The sequence below is a fragment of the Oleiphilus sp. HI0086 genome, assembly GCF_001635225.1.
On the sequence record NZ_LWFZ01001204.1, the window covers coordinates 18,292 to 38,830 of the forward strand.

General features: G+C 43.3%; 17 protein-coding genes. 12 read left to right on the forward strand and 5 right to left on the reverse strand.

Annotated features, from left to right (window positions below):
• Positions 1 to 13 precede the first annotated feature (13 nt).
• A complete protein-coding gene (locus A3756_RS21080; protein WP_068554554.1) occupies positions 14 to 592 on the forward strand; it encodes a YceI family protein in 579 nt (192 codons plus the stop codon).
• 41 nt (positions 593 to 633) lie between these two features.
• Here A3756_RS21080 and nth read toward each other — a convergent pair whose 3' ends face one another.
• Positions 634 to 1,269, reverse strand: coding sequence for an endonuclease III (nth, locus tag A3756_RS21085; protein ID WP_068512591.1), 636 nt, complete (start codon positions 1,267 to 1,269; stop codon positions 634 to 636).
• Positions 1,270 to 1,499: 230 nt separating this feature from the next.
• On the opposite strand from nth, the gene A3756_RS21090 reads away from it, so the two are divergent.
• From A3756_RS21090 to argB, 5 genes are all read left to right on the forward strand, one after another.
• The gene (locus tag A3756_RS21090) at positions 1,500 to 1,709 is read left to right on the forward strand and encodes a cold-shock protein (protein ID WP_068512589.1); all 210 of its coding nucleotides are present in this window, start codon (positions 1,500 to 1,502) and stop codon (positions 1,707 to 1,709) included.
• A 207-nt stretch (positions 1,710 to 1,916) separates the two neighbouring features.
• Positions 1,917 to 3,155, forward strand: a complete 1,239-nt coding sequence (gene coaBC / locus A3756_RS21095; protein ID WP_068512586.1) for a bifunctional phosphopantothenoylcysteine decarboxylase/phosphopantothenate--cysteine ligase CoaBC — start codon at positions 1,917 to 1,919, stop codon at positions 3,153 to 3,155.
• 76 nt (positions 3,156 to 3,231) lie between these two features.
• Positions 3,232 to 3,693, forward strand: coding sequence for a dUTP diphosphatase (gene dut, locus A3756_RS21100; protein ID WP_068512582.1), 462 nt, complete (start codon positions 3,232 to 3,234; stop codon positions 3,691 to 3,693).
• Between the two features lie 24 nt (positions 3,694 to 3,717).
• Positions 3,718 to 6,318: a phosphomannomutase/phosphoglucomutase gene (locus tag A3756_RS29075; RefSeq protein WP_082865411.1), complete on the forward strand. Its 2,601-nt coding sequence runs from the start codon at positions 3,718 to 3,720 to the stop codon at positions 6,316 to 6,318.
• A gap of 38 nt (positions 6,319 to 6,356) precedes the next feature.
• Complete coding sequence (gene argB / locus A3756_RS21110) at positions 6,357 to 7,253, forward strand: acetylglutamate kinase (RefSeq protein ID WP_068512576.1); 897 nt, start codon at positions 6,357 to 6,359, stop codon at positions 7,251 to 7,253.
• A 45-nt stretch (positions 7,254 to 7,298) separates the two neighbouring features.
• On the opposite strand, the gene A3756_RS21115 is transcribed toward argB, so the two are convergent.
• A complete protein-coding gene (locus tag A3756_RS21115; protein WP_068554556.1) occupies positions 7,299 to 8,363 on the reverse strand; it encodes a GGDEF domain-containing protein in 1,065 nt (354 codons plus the stop codon).
• Between the two features lie 188 nt (positions 8,364 to 8,551).
• Between A3756_RS21115 and A3756_RS21120 the strand changes: the two genes are divergently transcribed.
• From A3756_RS21120 to A3756_RS21130, 3 genes are read left to right on the forward strand one after another with little or no spacing between them, the layout of a single operon-like run.
• Positions 8,552 to 9,829 carry an LSM domain-containing protein gene (locus A3756_RS21120; RefSeq protein WP_068554558.1) on the forward strand — a complete coding sequence of 426 codons (1,278 nt, stop codon included), beginning with the start codon at positions 8,552 to 8,554 and terminating at the stop codon, positions 9,827 to 9,829.
• A 30-nt stretch (positions 9,830 to 9,859) separates the two neighbouring features.
• Complete coding sequence (gene argA / locus A3756_RS21125; RefSeq protein WP_197470293.1) at positions 9,860 to 11,182, forward strand: amino-acid N-acetyltransferase; 1,323 nt, start codon at positions 9,860 to 9,862, stop codon at positions 11,180 to 11,182.
• A gap of 48 nt (positions 11,183 to 11,230) precedes the next feature.
• Positions 11,231 to 15,310 (forward strand): DUF1631 family protein, encoded by a 4,080-nt coding sequence (locus A3756_RS21130; RefSeq protein ID WP_068554560.1) that lies wholly within the window; start codon positions 11,231 to 11,233, stop codon positions 15,308 to 15,310.
• A gap of 59 nt (positions 15,311 to 15,369) precedes the next feature.
• Here the strand turns inward: A3756_RS21130 and A3756_RS21135 are convergent, their stop codons facing one another.
• Positions 15,370 to 15,789, reverse strand: a complete 420-nt coding sequence (locus tag A3756_RS21135) for an OsmC family protein (RefSeq protein WP_068512558.1) — start codon at positions 15,787 to 15,789, stop codon at positions 15,370 to 15,372.
• A 383-nt stretch (positions 15,790 to 16,172) separates the two neighbouring features.
• Here A3756_RS21135 and crp point away from each other — a divergent pair, with 383 nt between their 5' ends.
• The 3 genes from crp (at position 16,173) to A3756_RS21150 (ending at position 18,706) form a co-directional block, all read left to right on the forward strand.
• Positions 16,173 to 16,814, forward strand: a complete 642-nt coding sequence (gene crp / locus A3756_RS21140) for a cAMP-activated global transcriptional regulator CRP (protein ID WP_068512556.1) — start codon at positions 16,173 to 16,175, stop codon at positions 16,812 to 16,814.
• A gap of 279 nt (positions 16,815 to 17,093) precedes the next feature.
• On the forward strand, positions 17,094 to 18,107 hold the full coding sequence (locus tag A3756_RS21145; protein WP_068512552.1) for a hypothetical protein: 1,014 nt from the start codon (positions 17,094 to 17,096) through the stop codon (positions 18,105 to 18,107).
• Between the two features lie 8 nt (positions 18,108 to 18,115).
• A complete protein-coding gene (locus A3756_RS21150; RefSeq protein WP_068554562.1) occupies positions 18,116 to 18,706 on the forward strand; it encodes a hypothetical protein in 591 nt (196 codons plus the stop codon).
• A 383-nt stretch (positions 18,707 to 19,089) separates the two neighbouring features.
• On the opposite strand, the gene A3756_RS21155 is transcribed toward A3756_RS21150, so the two are convergent.
• Both A3756_RS21155 and A3756_RS21160 read right to left on the reverse strand, forming a co-directional pair.
• Entirely contained in the window at positions 19,090 to 19,749 is a 660-nt protein-coding gene (locus A3756_RS21155; protein ID WP_068554564.1) for a glutathione S-transferase family protein, read from the reverse strand.
• An 8-nt stretch (positions 19,750 to 19,757) separates the two neighbouring features.
• Positions 19,758 to 20,369 (reverse strand): glutathione S-transferase family protein, encoded by a 612-nt coding sequence (locus A3756_RS21160; RefSeq protein WP_068554566.1) that lies wholly within the window; start codon positions 20,367 to 20,369, stop codon positions 19,758 to 19,760.
• Positions 20,370 to 20,539 lie beyond the last annotated feature (170 nt).

The window sequence follows — 20,539 nt, forward strand, 5'->3', positions numbered from 1 at the left end:
TTAGGAGAATAATATGAAGAAGTTAATTTTATCTGGTCTATTGGCGCTTGGTACTCTTGGCCCAGTAGGTGTTGCGAATGCCGCTGATTATGCGATCGATGTAAAGGGCGCGCATGCATTTGTTTCCTTTAAGATAAAGCACTTGGGTTATAGCTGGCTTTTAGGGCGCTTTAATGAGTTTGACGGTAGTTTTTCTTATGATGCTGCAGCACCTGAAAAATCTTCAATTAATGTGACAATTCAAACTGATAGTATTGATTCCAATCATGCTGAACGTGATAAGCATTTAAAAAGTGATGACTTCCTAGATGTTAAGAAGTTTCCGCTTGCGACCTTTAAAAGTACGAACTTTAAGGCGATTGATGAAGATAGTGCGATAGTAACGGGGAATTTCGAGCTTCATGGGGTAAGTAAAAGTATTAGTTTCCCGGTTGAAAAGGTGGGTGAAGGGAAAGATCCTTGGGGTGGTTATCGAGCTGGGTTCACCGGTAAGACGAGCTTAAAGCTTGCTGATTACGGTATTACCCGTAACTTGGGCCCTGCTTCGACACACGTAGAAATTGAGCTGAACATCGAAGGTATTCGACAGTAGCCCCTAATTCAGGATAATTATTGTAACCGGCTAGTAAGTAATTACTCGCCGGTTTTTTCTTTAAATTCGCATAAGTCCTCAATTAAGCAGGCGCCGCATTTAGGTTTTCTGGCAACGCATGTGTAACGTCCGTGAAGAATAAGCCAGTGGTGAGCGTCTAATAAGAACTCTTTGGGAACAAATTTAAGAAGCTTCTTTTCAACTTCCAGTACATTCTTACCGGGTGCGATTTTTGTCCGATTGGACACTCTAAAAATATGCGTGTCGACGGCCATGGCAACTTGTTTAAATGCCGTGTTCAATACCACGTTTGCAGTTTTTCTTCCTACACCAGGCAAAGCCTCAAGCTCTTCTCTGGTTTGTGGGACCTCACTATTATGCTTATCTATCAGTATGTTGCATGTTTTAATGACGTTTTCTGCTTTTGCATTAAACAGGCCAATGGTTTTTATATAAGCCTTTAAGCCATCAAGGCCCAAGTCTCTAATTGTTTCGGGGGTATTGGCAATGGGAAACAGTTTATCGGTTGCTTTATTTACACCTTTGTCAGTTGCTTGGGCTGATAAGACGACAGCTATCAGTAACTCAAAAGGGGAGCTGTAGTTCAGCTCTGTCTCGGGGGATGGGTTTTCATTTCGTAAGCGTGTAAAAATTTCAGTGCGTTTGCTTTTATTCATAAGGTAGTAGCTAATATAGGCGGTAGGGAATGTTTACTTTTTGTGACTCTTTATGTATGAGGTTTGTATTTAAGATTTAATAGAGTATACTGCAGGCAGCCTAGAAAGCCCGGCTATTTTTTTATGTTCTGTGTTTAGACTTGCTAGTAATAGTGTTCAACCCGGTAAGCATAAGTTATATCCAGTTTTTCGGCGATTTTATGTTTTAGTTTTTTAGTCAGGATATGATTATGTCAGATAGAGTTACTGGTAAAGTTAAGTTTTTCAACGAATCTAAAGGTTTTGGTTTCATCGAGCAGGAAAATGGCCCAGACGTGTTTGTACACTTCAGCGCTATTCAATCTGATGGCTTCAAGACTCTTGCTGAAGGTCAGACTGTAGAATTTACAGTTGGTACTGGTCAGAAAGGTCCACAAGCTGAGAACGTTACTCCTATGTAATTTCTCTCGATGAGCATGCTACCCTCGTGGTATCAGCTTATTGAAAAAGAGCGCTTTTTAGCGCTCTTTTTTTTGCCTGTAAAAAATGCAGAGTGAGCAGTTCGCATGAGAGTGCTTGACGCCGAACTCCTAATAAACTCTTGGTTTAGCGTGAAATCGAGGGCTATGAGTGGTATCTTTTCGCTTTTATCGTGAAGGGAAGTAGGTATGAGCTCCAAACTGAGCGGCAAAAAGATATTACTTGGGATAACCGGCGGTATCGCAGCTTACAAATCTGCAGACCTGTGCAGGCAGCTCGTTAAGGCTGGCGCACAAGTACGTGTTGTGATGAGTAGGGGAGCTCAGCAATTTATTACCCCACTTAGCCTGCAGGCTTTGTCTGGTAACCCCGTCCAAACTGAACTGTTAGACTCCGATGCAGAAGCAGGAATGGGTCACATTGAACTGGCAAAATGGCCAGATCTTATCTTGGTTGCTCCAGCCACAGCTGACTTTTTAGCGAGATATGCTCAAGGTATGGCGGGCGACTTGCTTAATACTTTGCTGTTGGCTAGTACTGCTCAGGTATTCCTGGCGCCTGCAATGAATCAGGCTATGTGGTTGAACCCACTGACTCGGCGGAATATTTCTGAATTGACTAAAACTCTGGGGTCTGCAGTGACAATCCTGGGGCCAGCACAGGGAGAACAAGCCTGTGGGGATGTCGGTCCTGGCAGAATGTTAGAGCCCGCGGAGCTGTGTGAGTCGCTAGAGATATTAATTACTAAAGAACCATCTAGCTTATTGGCTGGGCGTAAGGTAGTGATCACTGCCGGACCAACACAGGAAGCGCTTGACCCGGTCCGCTATATTAGTAATCACAGCTCGGGGAAAATGGGCTATGCACTTGCTGAAAGTTGTGTTCGTGCAGGGGCAAAGGTTACCTTGGTTTCTGGCCCGACAAAACTTGACGCGCCCGATGGAGTTGAGCGTTTGAATGTATTGTCAGCAGTAGAAATGAGGGATACTGTTTTGGCACAGCTTGGCGGTTCAAATAATATTTTCATTGCGTGTGCAGCGGTGGCGGACTACAGGCCTCAGACGATACAAACAAAGAAAATAAAGAAGAAGCCTGATGAAGGCGAGTCGATGACTATTACCTTAGAGCAAAATCCGGATATTGTAGCGACAGTTTCCTCATTAAAGTCACGTCCTTTTACCGTTGGTTTTGCTGCAGAAACACATGATGTGTTGGATTATGCCAGAGACAAACTTAAGCGTAAGAACTTGGATATGATTATAGCGAATGATGTATCCAAGCCCGAGATAGGCTTTAACAGTGATCAGAATGAGGCATGGATAATTACTGCGCAAGATGAAAAGGCTTGCGCTAAGCAGTCCAAAGCCTCTTTAGCTGAAGAAATAGTAAAGGATATAGCAAAAAAAATGGATGGAAGCGCTTCTTAGCGAAACTCGCATATACAAAGCGAAAGAAGCATCTAAACTTATGTCGACAGTAAATAAATATTGAGAAGATCTGATAATGACGCGACAAACACTACAGGTAAAAATCTTGGATGAACGCTTGGGTTCAGAAATCCCCATGCCAGAATACGCAACTCAAGGCTCTGCTGGAATAGATTTAAGGGCTTGCTTAGATAAAAGCATAGAGCTGGCTCCTGGTGAAACCGTTTTGTTACCTACAGGGTTGTCTATTTATATCGAAGATCCGAATCTGGCTGCGATGATATTACCGCGATCCGGACTTGGGCATAAACATGGTATTGTTTTGGGCAACTTGGTAGGCCTGATCGACTCAGATTACCAAGGGCAGTTAATGGTTTCTTGCTGGAACCGGGGGAACTCAAACTTTGTTATTGAGGTTGGTGAACGCATTGCGCAGTTAGTGCTTGTGCCGGTTGTTCAGGCGCAATTTGAGGTTGTTGAAGAATTTACGGAAAGTGCTCGCGGTGAGGGCGGTTTTGGTTCGACTGGCAGAGCATAGTAACAATAGAGTGAGAGCTTGAGCATGTTCAAAAAGAAAGATACGGTTGTCAAAGATAGCACTAAAGAAGAGGCGGCAGCCAAGAAGCCTGCGAAGAAAGTCAAATCTTCAAAGAAAACAAAAGTAGGAAAAAGCCTGGTATCGTGGATATACCAACCGGCCTTACTTGTGTTGATAGGCTTGACTGTATCGTATTTTTTAATTGACCAGTTCTCGCTACGTCAAAATGAAATTGCATTTAATGCAGAGGTAGATCAACAGCGTCTAGACTCTCTGGCTCAAAGTTTTAATGCTTACATAGATGCGAAAAAGCGAAGTGTAGCCAATATATCTTTACAAGATTCTGGCGAAGAAGGCTTATCAAGTCGTCAACTTAAGAGCTTTTGGGCAGAGCTTGATGCTGTTTATCAGGTGCCTAGTTCCAAGCTAGAAAGTTTGCGACAAAATAACCCAGCGCTTTCTTTTGCCAGTATCGACTTGCTGAGGCGTTCGCTAAAGAAAGAGAGCTTATTAATAGAACCCTTCTTTAACGAAGGTGTTTGGTATATTCAGTTTGCAAGCCCTGTAAAACAACGTGAATCACAAGCGTTGTCTGGTGATATTATGCTGGCTATATTTCAGTTGAATATCATCGAGTCAACTCTCAAGCAGAGTGAGGCGGCAAGTGCTGGTGAGGTGGCTTTGGCATCTCAGTCCGGGCGAGCGATCTTATCCTTTGGAAAAGGCAACTCGGCAAATAAACTAAAGAGTGCTACCAGTGTGCCTGGCGTCACAATTACCTACGCTCCTGATGCTAGAAAGTCCTTACAGATTGACCGAATAATGGTGATGATTATTTTGCTTGGGGTAGGTGTTGTGCTAATTCTTGGGCTAGTGTTAATCGCTCGGATGAACATGCTAAGTGTTCGTAAAGATATTCTTCAAGTTAGTCAAATGGCAGCTGGGCTTGCTTCGGGTGGCAAAACTGGGCGTGCCTCCTTCTCCTTTGGAGAGTTCACAGCAATGTCGTCAGCTGTATCTGAACACATAAAGCACTTATCCGCGAGTGCGAAGAAGTCTGTGCAACAGACCGCTAATAAGCCAAAAGAAGAGCAGTCTAAAAAAACAGCTCCTGTTTCGAATGACGTAGAAGATGATGCGCCTCTGTTTGATGATGATTTGCTTGATTTGGATGTGTTAAATGATGCAGAAGGCTCTGGAGCGCTTGGTGATACAGATGATATGGTTTCGGAAGTGCAAGGTCTGGATATAGATATTCCCCAGACTATTTTCCGCGCCTATGATATCCGGGGTGTGGTTGACGAAACCTTAAACGAAGGGCTTGTAGAGTTAATAGGTAAAGCTATTGCAAGTGAGGCGCTTCTTCAAGGGCAAAACGCGATATGCGTCGGGTTTGATGGTCGTTATTCTAGCGTACCGTACTCGGATTCATTGATCCGCGGGATCTTGAGTACCGGCCTGGATGTCGTCAATGTTGGGCAGGTTCCCACGCCGGTTTTATATTTCTCTACGCACCACTTTAAAACAGGAAGTGGTGTGATGATTACAGGCAGTCATAATCCAGCTAATTATAACGGCCTTAAGATCATGCTTGATGGTAAAACCTTGGCTGGCGATGATATTCAAAAGCTCTACAACCGTATCTTGTTGCAGGACTTTGAGCATGGAGAAGGTTCATGTACAGATAGCGATGTGACCCAAGAGTACATGGACACAATTCTAAATGATATTGCTGTTGCTGCGCCTTTAAAAGTTGTATTGGATGCGGGTAACGGCGTGGGCGGGAAGGTTGCGCCACAACTAATTGAAGAACTTGGTTGTGAAGTTATTCCATTGCATTGTGAGGTTGATGGTAGTTTTCCTAATCATCACCCTGACCCTAGTAACCCAGACAATCTCAGAGACTTGATTGCCGCAGTGCAAGAGCATGATGCGGATATCGGTTTAGCCTTCGACGGCGATGCAGATCGTTTGGGCGTTGTAACCAATACAGGTAAGATTATTTGGCCTGATCGTTTGTTGATGTTGTTCGCCAAAGACGTTGTCTCCCGTAACCCGGGAGCAGATATCTTATTTGATGTTAAATGCTCTCGACGCCTTAATGGTTTGATTAGCAGTTATGGCGGTCGCCCGGTAATGTGGAAGAGCGGACACTCTTATATGAAAGCTAAAATGAGAGAAACCGGGGCATTACTTGCTGGTGAAATGAGTGGTCATGTATTCTTCAAAGAGCGTTGGTTTGGCTTCGATGACGGTCTCTATGCTGCCGCTCGTTTATTAGAAGTCTTGGGTATTGAAGATCGCTCTTCTGAAGAAGTATTTGCCGATTTTCCTGAAGACTTAAGTACGCCTGAGATAAATATCAGTGTGACAGATGAGTCTAAATTTATGATCGTTGAAAGTCTGTGTGCTTTGAAAGACCAGTTTGTTGGTGGAAATATTTCCACGATAGATGGTTTACGAGTCGAATACCCAAATGCCTGGGGTTTATGTCGTGCATCCAATACCACTCCCGTATTGGTTCTGAGGTTCGAGGCTGATAATGAGGCAGCTTTAGAAGAAGTGAAGTCGATATTTAGGACGCAGCTTCAGATAGTCGATCCATCAATTGAATGTAATTTTTAGGTCAACCATTCTGACCTTTATTGTTTGTTAGGAAAAATATGAGTTTAACAAGAGAATCTGCTGGCCAGGTGGCTTCAGTATTAAGCAAAGCACTGCCTTATATTCAGCGCTTTTCAGGTAAAACCTTGGTGATTAAGTATGGTGGCAACGCCATGGAGAACGAAGACTTAAAGAACAGCTTTGCAAGAGATGTTGTGTTGATGAAGTTGGTGGGCATCAATCCGATTGTTGTGCATGGGGGCGGCCCCCAAATAGGTGACTTGCTTGAGCGTTTGAATATTGAAAGCCACTTCGTTGATGGTATGCGTGTCACCGATAGCCAGACGATGGATGTGGTCGAGATGGTCTTGGGCGGAAAAGTGAATAAGGAAATTGTTGCTCTTATTAACAGCAATGGAGGTAAGGCAATAGGTCTTACAGGGAAGGATGCAAACCTGATCAAGGCAACTAAACTTCATGTCGATAAAATAACTCCAGAAGTTGATCGACCAGAAATTATAGATTACGGTCATGTTGGTCAGGTCAAGTCGGTCGATACCTCGGTTATTGATATGATGACCAAAAGTGATGTGATACCCGTTATTGCACCGATCGGAGTCGGTGAAGATGGGATGTCTTATAATATCAATGCTGACTTGGTTGCTGGAAAAGTAGCTGAGGCGGTAGCAGCAGAAAAACTTATTCTACTGACAAATATTTCTGGTCTGCAGGATAAATCGGGAGAGGTGTTAACAGGTTTATCAACTGCTCAGGTCGATGAGTTGATTGCTGATGGAACGATATACGGCGGTATGTTGCCGAAAATTAAGTGCGCTTTAGAGGCTGTGAAAAACGGAGTAAAGAGTTCGCACATTATTGACGGTCGAGTTAGCCACTCAACACTTTTGGAAATCTTTACAGATGAAGGTGTTGGAACGCTGATTACTAATGACTAGTACTTAGTGTGCTGAGCGGTCAGTAATTATGGCCGCTTGATTGTTTTAAATAAGCGTACTTGATGACTCTTTGCTGTCAGAACCTACATTTGAACCGCCCACAACTTTATTCTTTCCTGAACGTTTTGCCTCGTGCATGAACTTATCAGCTTTACGAATTAGCTGCTCTGCACTCTCTCCATACTTGTATACGGCGACACCGATCGAAGCTGTGACAGTTCCTAGTTCAATCTTTTCTGCGCTGTCTGATAAAGTTTGTTTCGATAAGCGCTCACGAATATTCTCAGCGACAATGTAAGCTCCTTCGCAGGCCGTTTCAGGCAGTAGAATTGCGAATTGTTCGCCAGCAAACCGAGCAACCGAGTCGCAGCCCTTAATGTTGTTTTTTAAGAGTGTCGCGACAAAACGAAGAACTTTGTCGCCAATTGTATGACCAAATTGTTCATTAAAACGCTTGAAATCATCCAGGTCGATTAACAGTAGGCATAATGGTTTCTTCTCGGCTTTGCTGGAAGAAATAAAGTTTTCTATCTCCATATCAAAGGCACGGCGATTGTTCACCTTTGTGAGGGAATCTGTTGTTGCTTCAGAGTTAAGCTTTGATACTTCGGCCCTGAGTTTTTTCATTTCAAGCGCCATGCTTTCAAGGGAAGTTTGCATACTCTGTGTAGCGCTTTCACGCTTCTTGGTTTCATCTAGCAGATGGCTAATGAGTGACTTTATATCACTGATGTCACTGGCACCTTCCATTTTCTCAGAAAACGACGATAAGGTCTGCGCGTAATCAGTTAGTCCGTGACCCTCCTTATTAACTTTGTTGAGAAAGTTATGAATAATTTCTTTAACACTATTGCTCAGCTTATTGACTGCAGCTTCGTGGGCGTCTGAAATATATTTCTCATAGAGTGATTGAAGGGTTTCCGTGGTATAGCTTGTCTTCTTAGCATCCAGTTCTTGAATTGCTTTGCTAAGTTCCGGGTTGTCACCCACGACGAACTCATACCAAATCGCATAATTATTAGGCGTAGTAGCGATATTTCGTTTGTTCATTTCCGGCAGCGTTTTTTTCAGAAGGTCTACTGCTCTGGATACATCATCTGAGTGCTTCATGGTAAGGGTCTAACTTCGACTTTAGCTATATAAATGGTGAAATGCTGAATTGGCAGTGATTAACCCATTAATTGCCTACAGCTTATAGATTTTAGCTTAGACCTAAATATCTGAAGATAAAGTTAAATTCTTAGAATATTTGCTATAGTTTGTATACGAAGTTGGATAAGTTACTTGGAACATAAGAAATGATTAAGAAGTTAGGGGCTTTATTGATTCTTGGGCTGCTCCTTGTAGCAGGCATCAAGGCCTATGCCACGTACTCTGCGATGCAGTTTATAGAAAGTTTTAAACAAGAGCATAGTAAAAGCCTTTCGTTAAGCTATTCCTGGCTATCGGTTGACTTTGAAGGGAATATCCATTTTGAGGGACTTGTTTTAACGCCTTTTAGTTTGAAGCGTCCGATTAATATAGACAAACTTACGCTCGGTTTAGGCAATGCATCTTCAATGATGACAGCCTTGCCTAGCTTAAAAGTAGGCAAATTGACTGCTCCGATTTCAATGAGCTACTCTGGCTTGCGAATGCCTTTTAAGGGGCGCGGTCTTGATGAATGGATGGCTCTGTTTATTGGCGATAAGGTGTTGGTTCCAATGAGCTTGTTTGCTTGCGGAGATCGTTCATCTCTGGATTTCTCAGCTTTAAAAGCCATGGGGATAGAAGAGCTATCGGCTTCGGGTCGCATCTATTATGAGCAAGCCCGCGGCAAAGATATGATTACGCTGTCGATAGACATCGATAAGATCGGAAAGTTAGAGTTGGCCCTAAGTCTGGATTTGGAAGGGCTTAATACCGTAATTGAAACGGGAAATGTGTCAGCAATAAATATTCATAACCTAGAAATGAGTCATTTAGATGCGGGCTATGCTCGTCGTATGGTGAACTTATGCACGGAAGAGAGTGGCTTAGAGCCTGAGGCCTATGCAAAACATGCTTCTCAAGCTTGGCGAATAGGTATGGCGGGGATAGGAATGCTGGCAAATGAGGCTGTCGAAGATTTATATCGTGATAAATTGTTGCAAGGCGGTGTCTTGAAGTTAAAAGTTGAACCTCCTGTGCCGATAAGGTTGGGAGAGTTAGAACGACTTTATGATCAGGAACTAGTGTCTAGTCTAGCAATAAGTGCAAATATCAACGGCAAAATGAGTCAATCGTTGCAGCTGTTTTTAGATGGCAGTTATTATCGGCCTGAGCCAGTGCTTGAAGAGAAACCTAAAAAACCAGAGAGCAGCGGTCAGGCGACAGTGGTTTTGAGTAATTTACGCTATCAGCCAACTGATATTATGGTTTTATCCGAATTCGTCGACCGTAAAGTAAGAATTGAACTCAAGGATGGCAAAACCTACCAGGGCTTGTTGAAATCTGCTGACGAACAAAAAATTGAAGTGACGCTTATTTTTGGCGGTGGGACTGCAGATTACTTTTTTGCTAATGAGAAAATAGAACTCGTCGAAGTTTGGCGCTAATACGCTGCCAACTCAGGTATTCATAAATAGATGACTGAAATGAAAGAGTGGGTGAGCTGGTTTAGAAATGCTTCCCCCTATATAAATGCTCACCGTAATCAGGTTTTTGTGCTCGCCCTAAGCGGAGAAGCGCTAGCAAACCATAATCTGGCGAATATTATCAATGATATTAGTTTGCTAAATAGCTTGGGTATTCGCTTGGCTATTGTTTTTGGGGCTCGTCCGCAAATAGATGAGGAGCTTGCCGACCGGGGGATACGTTCAAAATTTCACTTGGGCCTTCGTGTAACGGAAGAAAGAATGATGCCTGCGGTGCTTAAAGCCTACGGAAGACTTCGTTCGGAGCTCGAGGCTCGCCTCTCTATGGGGGTTGTGAATTCGCCAATGCACGGGGCTAAAATTCGAGTAGTCAGTGGCAATTTTGTTATGGCAAAGCCTCATGGTGTGAGTCGAGGTGTCGATATGGGCCATACGGGGCATGTCAGGAAGATTGAAGTCGAGGCTATTACCCAGAGCTTAGAGTCAAGCTCAATCGTTTTGATTCCTGCAACTGGGTACTCTATGAGTGGTGATATTTTCAATTTAAGCTACGAAGAGCTCGCAGGGGACTTAGCGGTAAGGCTACAAGCAGATAAGCTGATATTTCTAGGTAGTGAAAGCCCTATTTCGACAGAAAAAGGCACAGCAGTAAAGCAGCTGACGGCTGAAGAGGCCTTGTCTCTTGTCGACACAAAACGTGCTGGTACTGAGCTAATTGACGCGGGTACTCCCTTGAATTTGCTATATTCCGCTGCGATAGCTTGCCAGGCTGGTGTGACTAGAGCTCACTTGCTTGGTTATGCTCATGATGGTGCTTTGCTTGAAGAGTTATTTACCCGAGATGGTCATGGCACAATGGTTAGTGTCGAAGTCTTTGACCAAATAAGGCCAGCGAGACTGGAAGATACGAACGGTATTTTGAACCTGATTCGTCCTCTTGAAGAGCAAGGCTATTTGGTTAGACGCTCACGAGAGCTACTTGAGACGGAATTAGATTATTTTCTGGTTGAGGCTCGTGACAACGCGATCATAGCTTGTGTTGGTTTATATCCTTTTACTGAAGACAAGGCCGGTGAACTCTCGTGTTTCGCGGTCGATCCGGATTATCGACAAAAAGGCCGTGGAGATCGTTTGTTAGAAGCTGTAACAGATAGAGCAAGGTCTCTAGGCTTATCCCGTTTATTTGTGTTAACAACTAAGACTGAACAATGGTTTAAAGAACGGGGCTTCGGCTTGAGTTCTTCAGAGCACTTGCCTGGCGGGAAAAACTATAACTCTAGCCGCAATGCAAAAGTATTGATGAAACAGATTTAGACTATTCATGGACCATATTAATCGAACTCAACAACAGCGGATTACGCAATGAACAAGAGTCAGGAACGTCGCTCAAGTATTCGTCGACCGATTCATCATGAGGCAATACTGCACTTAGGTAAAACCCACCATGTTCCTTGTGTGATTGCAGACTATTGCCCTGACGGTATGTTTCTCAAATTTGATCGTGAGTATATCGACTTTTTGGCCATACTTAGAAAAGAAGATTTACTGGACCTTTCTTTTAAGGACTTGCGTGGTAAAGAGTTTCACATCGGTGCGCATCTCGCACATATGATGACAGGAGCTTTTGGTATTCGCTTTACTGAGCGTAAACCTCAAGCTATCCGTGCTTTGGTTGCTATGAACCAGGGTGCACGTTCGGCACCAAGCGAAGAGAGCAAAAAGATTGTTGAGGAGTGTATAGAAAGGATTCATAGCACGACACTTCCCTTAATGACAGACCTTTGGCCAGTTTTAATTGAGGAAATAAAGCAAGCTTCAATACAGGCCCAAAGTGACCAAAAAGCCAATGAGCTAATGGCCGCTGCTGAGAAAGTAGAGAAGAGTCAGCGTGAACTGCAAGCTGGTTTTTCAATTGGAGTGCAAGATCCTTTAGGGGCATATCAAGAGCATCTGGATATGTCTACAAAAATGAGCGATACCCTATCGCTTGTCGATAAAGGTGACTTTGAAGACTGGTTGACTTCAAGGGTCTTGATTACCAAATGTGAAACTCAATATCGTGCCGAATTATTACCTCTTAAAGTCCGTTTGGATGCGGTAGGAATTGGTGATAAAAACCATCACCAAAGTGTTTTTGGCCCAGCATTGTTGGTGAGTGCTTTTCATGCCGCCGTTATACCTCTGCGCTTGGGTGGGGCACTAGAGAAACTGGTTTTCAAGGTGTTTGAAAAGCAGGTAATGACGTCGCTTGATAGTTTGTATTTAGGTTTAAACCAGATTTTGGTTAACCATAATATTCTACCGAATATGGATCTGGCTAAGGCAGTCAAGTCACGTGCAGAAGCTAAACCTAAGCGATCAAAACCAGAGCCCTCTCAGGAGAAAAGACCGCAAGAGCAAGAAAATTCAGCTCAGGGTGGTTCTGCAGGTGGGCCTGGTGTGGCGGGAAGGCCAGGCTATGTGCCGGAAGCGTCCCCTATGGCAGCCAGTTTAGAAAGCCAAGCAAGTTTAGCTACCTCCGCTGAAACTCAACAAAACCAAGATGCCTTGGGAGCGCCAAGTGCCCCGTTAGAAGAGCAGCGTTCTTCCTTTATCGAATCTCTTGGTGGTGGAACCGGGCAAGCTGATACTCAAAGCGCTGCATTAACAGCGCCGCCTTTTCAGTCCGCAAGCTCTCCTTCAGGTGCGGCTCCAGGTCTAGGAACACTATCCGGTCAAGCAAATCAAATGGGTGGCGATAGTCCATTCCAACAAAATCAGGCAGAAGTGCAAAGTGCGCTAAATAATGTTGTGGGTTTGATGCGATCTTTGCGGAAAAAATCAGCTGAACAGAGTCAGCGCTTAGGTGAGGCCAGCGCTCCACTAGAGAATTACTCGCAAGGAGAGTTCACCGAAGGCCTTGCTGAGCTTCAAGGTGCTAGTGATGCTGACAAGCTGGAAGAACGCCCTAGCTTGATGTCCCGAGTAGAGGAGAGCTTCAAACAGCAGGGAACTGAAAAAGCACTCGATGAGCAACAGAAGGTTGCTATCGATGTCGTAGATCGCTTTTTTTACAGTATGCGGAATAACCCCCGTATTAGTTCTGAAGCAAAACAGCACCTACTTAAACTTGAAGTACCAGTACTGAAAGTGCTACTGAAAGATGAGCGTTTCTTTGAAGATCATAATAGCTCCGTCAGAGCTGTTATGAACCGTATTGCTCAGCTTGGCGCAAAAGGTGTTACCTTGAACCCTGCAAGCCGGCGAAAGGTGTCAGAATTAGTAGAGCAGATTGTTGAGCAGTTTGAACAAGATACTGAAATATTCGATAGCGTCCTGGCAGAATTGGACCAATTGATCGAGAAGCAAAACAAGCTATATGTTAAGAATGTAGAGCGAGTGGCAGCCGCTGCTGATGGTGTGCATAAGGTTGATGAGGCCAAGGTTGCGGTTGCAACAGCACTTAATCAACGTTTTGCTGGAAAGCAGGTTCCATCAGCCGTTAGTGTGTTGGTTGAAAATGGCTGGAAGGAACTGCTGAACCTCACCCATATAAAATATGGTGAAGATAGTGAGCAGTGGCATACTTATTTATCGGTTCTTGATCGTCTAATTGCTTTTGGAGACAATCCTGAAATCCCCGTTGATGCTAAGAAAATTATTCCTGTTATTCAAGAAGGTCTGAAACAGGTATCGGGAACGAATGAAGCGTCTGGCACTGTAAGAGAGTCGTTAAAGCATCTTATTCAAAATGCGCCACGTGGTTGCCATAATATGGTGCAAGCTAAGTTACAAGACCTGCCAGAGACTGAAGATGACTTGGTGCAACGAAACCTTACTAAGTCTCAAGAGCTCAAAACCTGGATTCTAAAAGCAAAATCTATTGAAACGGGTACTTGGCTGCAACTTGAGCGAGAAGGAAAGGAACCGCAATACATGCGCTTGGTCTGGATAGCGAAAGGCTATAGCAAGTTCGTATGTGTAAACCATCAGGGTATGAAAGTTATTGAGCTGGGCTTACTAAAGTTTGCGACGTACCTAAGAGACCGGCGAATATCTCTGGATTTTGATTATGAACTACCCATGGTTAACCAGAGCCTCGACAATATGGTTGCCGAGGTTTACGACAAGATAGCGTATGAGTCGAATTATGACGAAGGTTCAGGCCTAATACGTAAATCAGAGTTTTGTCGTCAGGTTAGAACCTTGATGAAGAAAGGCAAGCGAACTGCAGAGTGTTACTTACTCTATATTCGTTTTTACGATACCAAAACAGATGATGCAGCAAGTTTGGAGCCGAGTTTCGCTAAGGATGTTGCAGGTCAATTGAGTGGTATGCTTGGTGGTGGTGTTTTAGGGCGGGTTAATGATTCTGACTTCGTCTTATTTACGGTTGACCATGGCGAAGAGTTTTTAGGTTTGCGGTGCCAGGATACGCTGGAGACTCTATGTGAGTCTGAAGAGACTGCATTGTCAGTGTTGATTGGTGAAAGTAAGGCGCATATGGGGTTTTATAACCCAGAGTCAATGATTCGTGCTGCATTAGAGTTAATTGAAGAGAGCTTTGCCCGAATACATCAAAGTGATGAGGGTGTCGATGGATCAGATTCAGAGTATCGAAATGAGCTTGAAGACGAGTTTGCCTCGGATGGCGTTCGTGTTAATGAACCAGAGCCTGTCGCCAATTCAGACAATATCCCGACTTTATATATTGACGAGTCAGAAAACATTTTACCTGAAGATATAGATTTTAGTGCGCTGACGCTTGAGCTGAAGATGCAGGTTGTGGAGTGTTTAAACAATACTGAGAGTGAGGCCGATGCGTCGAGCAGCAATAGCGTATTACAGAATCACGTGAACCTGTTGTGCTTTGTTGAGGGGGGGCAATCGCCTTTTGAGGTCAGTGGCGATGAAGATGCCAAAGAGCTGGATGCATGGTGGATTGCGCAGCTGATAGCCTTGCAGGCACATCAGCACCCTGTTTTAGATGATGAGAACTATGTCCGAGTGCAGATTAGTGGTTACTCTTTATGCGATGAAGAGTTTACTGAACAAATGCTTTCTCTTTCCAGAGCAGGGAAAATTCCCGCTAGAAAAGTATGTTTTGATCTATATGACTGCGCAGCGATTGAAGATATTCACTCTGCGGTGGCTTATATGAACCAATTAAAAGCGGAAGGCTTCAAATTTTGTCTCGATCACTTTGGCTCAGAGCGGTCTCCGTTTGCCTTTCTCAAAGCGTTGCCTTTCGATATGATCAAAATTGATGAGTCGTTTATGGAAGAGCTGAATCAAGCCGAAGGTGATGAAAAGGCGGCGGATTCGATTATAGAAATCGCTCACTATTTAGGTAAGAAAGTCTTGGCTAATGCCGTTGACACAGCCATCTGTCTGCAAAAAATGAAGCACTTGAAGGTCGATTTTGTTCAGGGCTCTTCCGTCTCTGCTTATATCGATTTATAGCAAGAGGCATAGAGCGAATTAGTGAGTTTAATTCGCTCTATATATTCAAGAACTATGGCTCAGGCTTCTTTTATCTCATAGCTGTGAGCGATTTCCACACCGCCTTTCTCAAGCATAATCGAAGCAGAGCAATACTTTTCAGCAGAGAGAGAAACGGCTCTTTTTACTTGGCTTTCTTTAAGCTGCTCACCACTGACAATGAAGTGGATGCTGATCTTGGTAAAAACACTGGGGACTTCGTCGGCACGTTCTGCGTCGATAATTGCTTGGCAGTCAGTTACGTTTTGACGGGATTTTTGCAGAATGCTCATGACGTCAAATGATGTGCAGCCACCCAAACCTAGTAGCAGCATTTCCATAGGTCGAGGGCCTTGGTTTTTTCCGCCATGGTCAGGAGGGCCATCCATTACTATTTCATGACCTGAGCCTGATTGACCTACAAATTTGGCGTCACCGCCCCAATTAATTGTTACGTTCATGTGTGTACCTAATGAGTATTCGTAATGAGAATTGAATTAGCGAAATTGCGTCGAAGAAGTACTTAAAAAAGCGAGTAGAGGACTGTTGGTTCCTCGAATGTCACTTGCTCTAGTGTGTATGTTACAAAATGATGATGCAGAGTAACATAAATCCCTAATTAATAATCACTGTGGAATTGTTTTTTTGATCTATACTTTTTAAAAGTATCAAAGAGTTACTTAAGGTTATTACGAAAAAGGAATTGAAAAACCTTGTGCTTGAGCTGAATTATAGTAGGCTAAGCTACGGTTTTTGCTGATAAAAAGTGAATAAAGATTCAGTTTTGGCCTATTACAGGAAGTAACGCTTGACGATAAGTAAGCAAATAAAAAGGTAAATTAGAATGTCCACAATACTCAAACCGATAGAAAGTAAAACAAAGCACCTCGATTTCTTTCTATCGCAATGTCATCGTAGAAAATACCCTAGTAAAAGTACAATCATTTACGCCGGCGATAAAAGTGATTCCTTATTTTATATTATTAAAGGCTCGGTAACGGTAATCATTGAAGATGATGATGGTCGTGAGATGATCATGGCTTATTTGAATGCCGGTGATTTCTTCGGTGAGATGGGCTTGTTTGATAATCTGGACTCTCGAAGTGCCTGGGTTAAAGCCAAAACCGAGTGTGAAGTTGCTGAGATCAGCTACAACAAGTTCCGGGAAATATCGTCTCAAGACTCGCGTATTTTGTATTTTATTGGTGAGCAAATGGCGAGTCGTTTGCGACAGACAACGCGTAAGGTGGGTGACTTAGCATTTCTTGATGTAACGGGTCGTGTTGCACGCACTTTACTGGATTTATGTAAAGAACCTGATGCGATGACTCATCCAGACGGCATGCAAATTAAGATTACGCGTCAAGAAATAGGGCGAATAGTTGGCTGTTCTCGTGAAATGGTTGGACGTGTACTCAAGACCCTTGAGGATCAGGGATTAGTTCAGGTTAAGGGTAAAACTATGGTGGTTTACGGTACGCGTTAACTCTTTAGGTTTTCCCATTTTGTTTAAGAAAAAGCAGGCTTAGCCTGCTTTTTTTGTTTGGGCTGTGGGTAATATACCTATTCTATATTTTGTTGGTAGAAGGTTTAATTCAAATAGCAATGTAAATAGTGGTTGACCTTCGGTCTGGATTCCGATGGAATATGCTTATAAGGTGAATGTGACCCGTGACCCTTTAATTATATGGTCGGGCTTTCTTGTCTCGGCACCTGTGATAAGTTTGTTCGGTTAGTAGTCAGTGATCATAAAAGGATTTAAGTGATGACATGGAATTCGACCCGCTTGCAATTAGACAAAGCCTTCTTGTTTGTTAGTGATGATTCTTTAGCATGTTCTTCTGCGCGACGTGTAGCTAAATTTAAAGGCCTGCGTATACAAAGTGCAAACTCTATTCAATCAGCTATTTCCTTTTTGGAACATAAACCCGCTGATTATTTTCTGGTTGTGATGGATGAGGAGAGCGCCAGCTTTTCGGCATATTCATTTTTAAACGAAGCTGATCAGCGTTGGCCTCATATCAAGGTTGTTTCGACTAGTAGCTTTATCGATAGCGGTGAACTCTTATCAAAGACTCCAAAAAATCTGGAGCTGGATGCTGTGTTGAGCTGCTTATTGAGTAAAGCCTGTGAGGAGCTTTTGAGTGAGAATAGCTGTATTCAGCAGGTTATAGATGACCGCTTGGCTGTTCTGAAAAAGGGGATTGAAAAAGCGCAATTAAGCAAACAGCATCGAGAACAATTGGTGTTATTTCCAGCAGAGTATTTGGCTGTATGTGAGCGAGGTTGGCTGCACTCCAAGCGTTATATGGACGAGGTATGTATTCGGGATAGCGAGCAATTCAAGCGTTTTCTAAGCCAGAGAATAATAGCGGCAGTTAAAAGAGTTTATGCTAGAGAAGTTGAGACAGCGATGAATAGTAATTTTCGTTTGTCTAAGTTGCTGCGTCAGTTCGGTATCAAGAGCGAAAAACGATTTGATCGCAATATTGAAAGTAATGAGGCTGCAATGGTGTTGATGCTTGCGACCCTTAAAGATTATTACTCCATTTTAGGTTATGACATTAAAGACATGGTTCAGCCTCAAAGAGAGTGTATTCACTTTGATCTTGGAGGGCGATTTACATATAACGATTACTTTAACCCCTTACTATCAAGTGTTGAGCGTGGTGCAGAATTAGCTTGCTTAAAACTAGAGTTTTTCATGTTGGCGAAGGCGTCAAATCTACGAGCAGAAATTAGTTATGACGAAACCTATTCGCTTTGTCTGGTTTGTTAGGAGTGAAGGTGCACGTTAAGGTAATCTCTACCGATCAGGTCTTGCTCGATACGCTAAGAATATCTCTAGATGTATTGCTGGGGTGCGAATTTGAGACGTTCAACCAAATATCTCCTGAGCTTGAACAGCAGCTTCTATTAGCGGGAAGCGAGAGCATTCTTCTCGTCGATGCAGGAATCCCAGGGGTTGATTATTGGGCTTTGGTTGGCTGGCTCGGTAGACAGTTCAAAGGCCAGGTGATTATCCTAACCAGTCCAAACTCTTATAACTTGAGCGCAGCAAAAATGATGCGCCTGGGGTGTTATGCCGTTTTGGATAAAAATAAGGGCTTCGCTCCTTGTTGGAGTGCGATTATATCCGCAGCCCAGGGGGATACGTTTATTGAGGGGGATAGTCCTTTTGCACAGCTCAGCTCCTCTGATCAGGAGCTTGCTAGAGAACTGTTAATTTACGATGTTAATCAATTATCTGAAATGAAGGGAATCTCCCAGCAAGCTATTAATAAAAAGAAATTGGCGATATATAACAAGCTCAGTATATGCTCTGTTCCAAATGATAAGGCCTTCCGCGTACTGGCCAAGTTATTTCAGTATCACTAGACTATTTTTTTGAAAAGGTTGTAGCTACAACTATTCACACCCAAAAATTGCTTATAACATTAGTTCCAGATAAGACGTTCTTCACGCAGTAAAGGGATTTAGCTTTGCCTTACGCAAGGGATACGCCGCGGAAGAGTTTATGCTAGCGAACTAGCCTTATCTATCATGAGGAGTCGAGGGATGCTGCTTAGCGAGTATTATTATTCTTTCAGTGGCATTTGGCTGTTAACTTCGTGAACAAGCGGGTAGGGCTCAAGGATGAGCATCTGTGATGAGGGTTTATCAACCTACCAAGAGGTCAGCAAGACTTCAGCTTGGGTAGCGGGGAGTAGTGCGCAAGGAAGCACACTGCTCCCCGCTTTTTAATTGATTAGCGCTGTCTGTCAGGTAACGATTATCTTTTGCCCACTAGCAACGACTTTTTCTGAGCGAGGGCGCTTTGGCGTATCAATGGCTCTTAATGCTGCCGGCCGTTCGTATATTGCTTTTACCCACCTTTCCAAGTTTGGATAGCTATCGATTTCAACACCCGACCAGTTGTGGGTTCGAACCCAAGCCCAGTTTGCGATATCTGCAATGCTGTAATTGTTTACCAGGTACTCATGTTCACTTAAGTGAGAGTCAAGTACTCCAAACAAACGCTTTACCTCGTTATGATAACGGTCAATAGCTGCGGGGATTTTTTCTGGAAAGTAGCGAAAGAAAACATTTGCTTGCCCCATCATTGGACCAATTCCGCCCATTTGGAACATTAGCCACTGATTTATAAGCGCGCGCTCGTTAGGTGTATGTGCGTAAAAATTTCCCGACTTTTCGGCTAGGTAGATCAGGATGGCCCCCGATTCGAAAAGAGTAAAACCTTCGTTGTCGTGATCAATAATCGCCGGTATTCGCCCATTCGGGTTAATAGCGATATACTCGGGCGTTTTTTGTTCACCCTTAGATAGGTCAACAGTGATTACTTTGTAAGGAATATTCATTTCCTCTAACGCAATGCTAATCTTGTGTCCGTTAGGGGTTGGTGATGTATATAGATCAATCATATATGTACCTAGGCTTTAGCCGATGGGCGAGAGGAAACTTCTTTATACCAGCGCAGAAGGTGAACTTGTTCTTTGTCTATAGATATCTGATTCACTCGATTAAAGTCCATTGTGCAGAGTGCGGTAATATCAGCAATGCTGAATGTGTCACCGGCAAGAAATGTATTGTGCTCTAAATGCTTATTCAGGTGTGTCATAAATTTTCTAACATGAGTGGCACACTCGGCTCCCCATTCCTTAATTGGATTCATTCTGTCTTTAAAGTAGCCGCTTGAGTGTTGAAAGCACATACCTGTTGGCATCAGAAAGTAAAACTCCGCCCAACGTTGCCACATTTCTATTTGAGCCTTTTCGAAAGCAGTTTCACCCATTAGAGGCTTCTCTGGATATAGCTCTTCAAAGTATCGACAGATGGCGACGGACTCAGAAATTGTTTGGCCATTATCGAGCTCTAGAACCGGAACTTTAGCCAATGGATTTTTTTGTTTGAATTCTGAGTTTAGGTTTTCTCCTTTTTGAAGGTCGATCTCAATGAACTCTATGTCCGTAATCCCTTTTTCAGCTAAGAAAATTCGGACTCTGCGCGGGTTCGGTGCGATTCTCATCTCATATATTTTCATAGGGTTTTTCCTTATTCGTTATTGGTCGGGATTTAGTAATTTTTCTAACTGATCGTTTAGAATGGTATTTTTTTCTAAACGACCGGTCAAGAATAATCTATAATTAGTTTTTATTAGTACATTCATTGAGAAAGGCATATGGGTCGTAAGTTAGCATTTGATGCGGATAG

Coding starts and splice junctions, on each gene's coding strand:
- A3756_RS29075 (WP_082865411.1), top strand. CDS start 3,718: ATGTTCAAAAAGAAAGATACGGTTGTCAAAGATAGCACTAAAGAAGAG.
- argB (WP_068512576.1), top strand. CDS start 6,357: ATGAGTTTAACAAGAGAATCTGCTGGCCAGGTGGCTTCAGTATTAAGC.
- A3756_RS21115 (WP_068554556.1), bottom strand. CDS start 8,363: ATGAAGCACTCAGATGATGTATCCAGAGCAGTAGACCTTCTGAAAAAA.
- coaBC (WP_068512586.1), top strand. CDS start 1,917: ATGAGCTCCAAACTGAGCGGCAAAAAGATATTACTTGGGATAACCGGC.
- A3756_RS21120 (WP_068554558.1), top strand. CDS start 8,552: ATGATTAAGAAGTTAGGGGCTTTATTGATTCTTGGGCTGCTCCTTGTA.
- nth (WP_068512591.1), bottom strand. CDS start 1,269: ATGAATAAAAGCAAACGCACTGAAATTTTTACACGCTTACGAAATGAA.
- dut (WP_068512582.1), top strand. CDS start 3,232: ATGACGCGACAAACACTACAGGTAAAAATCTTGGATGAACGCTTGGGT.
- A3756_RS21145 (WP_068512552.1), top strand. CDS start 17,094: ATGACATGGAATTCGACCCGCTTGCAATTAGACAAAGCCTTCTTGTTT.
- A3756_RS21080 (WP_068554554.1), top strand. CDS start 14: ATGAAGAAGTTAATTTTATCTGGTCTATTGGCGCTTGGTACTCTTGGC.
- A3756_RS21130 (WP_068554560.1), top strand. CDS start 11,231: ATGAACAAGAGTCAGGAACGTCGCTCAAGTATTCGTCGACCGATTCAT.
- A3756_RS21135 (WP_068512558.1), bottom strand. CDS start 15,789: ATGAACGTAACAATTAATTGGGGCGGTGACGCCAAATTTGTAGGTCAA.
- A3756_RS21155 (WP_068554564.1), bottom strand. CDS start 19,749: ATGATTGATCTATATACATCACCAACCCCTAACGGACACAAGATTAGC.
- crp (WP_068512556.1), top strand. CDS start 16,173: ATGTCCACAATACTCAAACCGATAGAAAGTAAAACAAAGCACCTCGAT.
- A3756_RS21160 (WP_068554566.1), bottom strand. CDS start 20,369: ATGAAAATATATGAGATGAGAATCGCACCGAACCCGCGCAGAGTCCGA.
- A3756_RS21090 (WP_068512589.1), top strand. CDS start 1,500: ATGTCAGATAGAGTTACTGGTAAAGTTAAGTTTTTCAACGAATCTAAA.
- argA (WP_197470293.1), top strand. CDS start 9,860: ATGACTGAAATGAAAGAGTGGGTGAGCTGGTTTAGAAATGCTTCCCCC.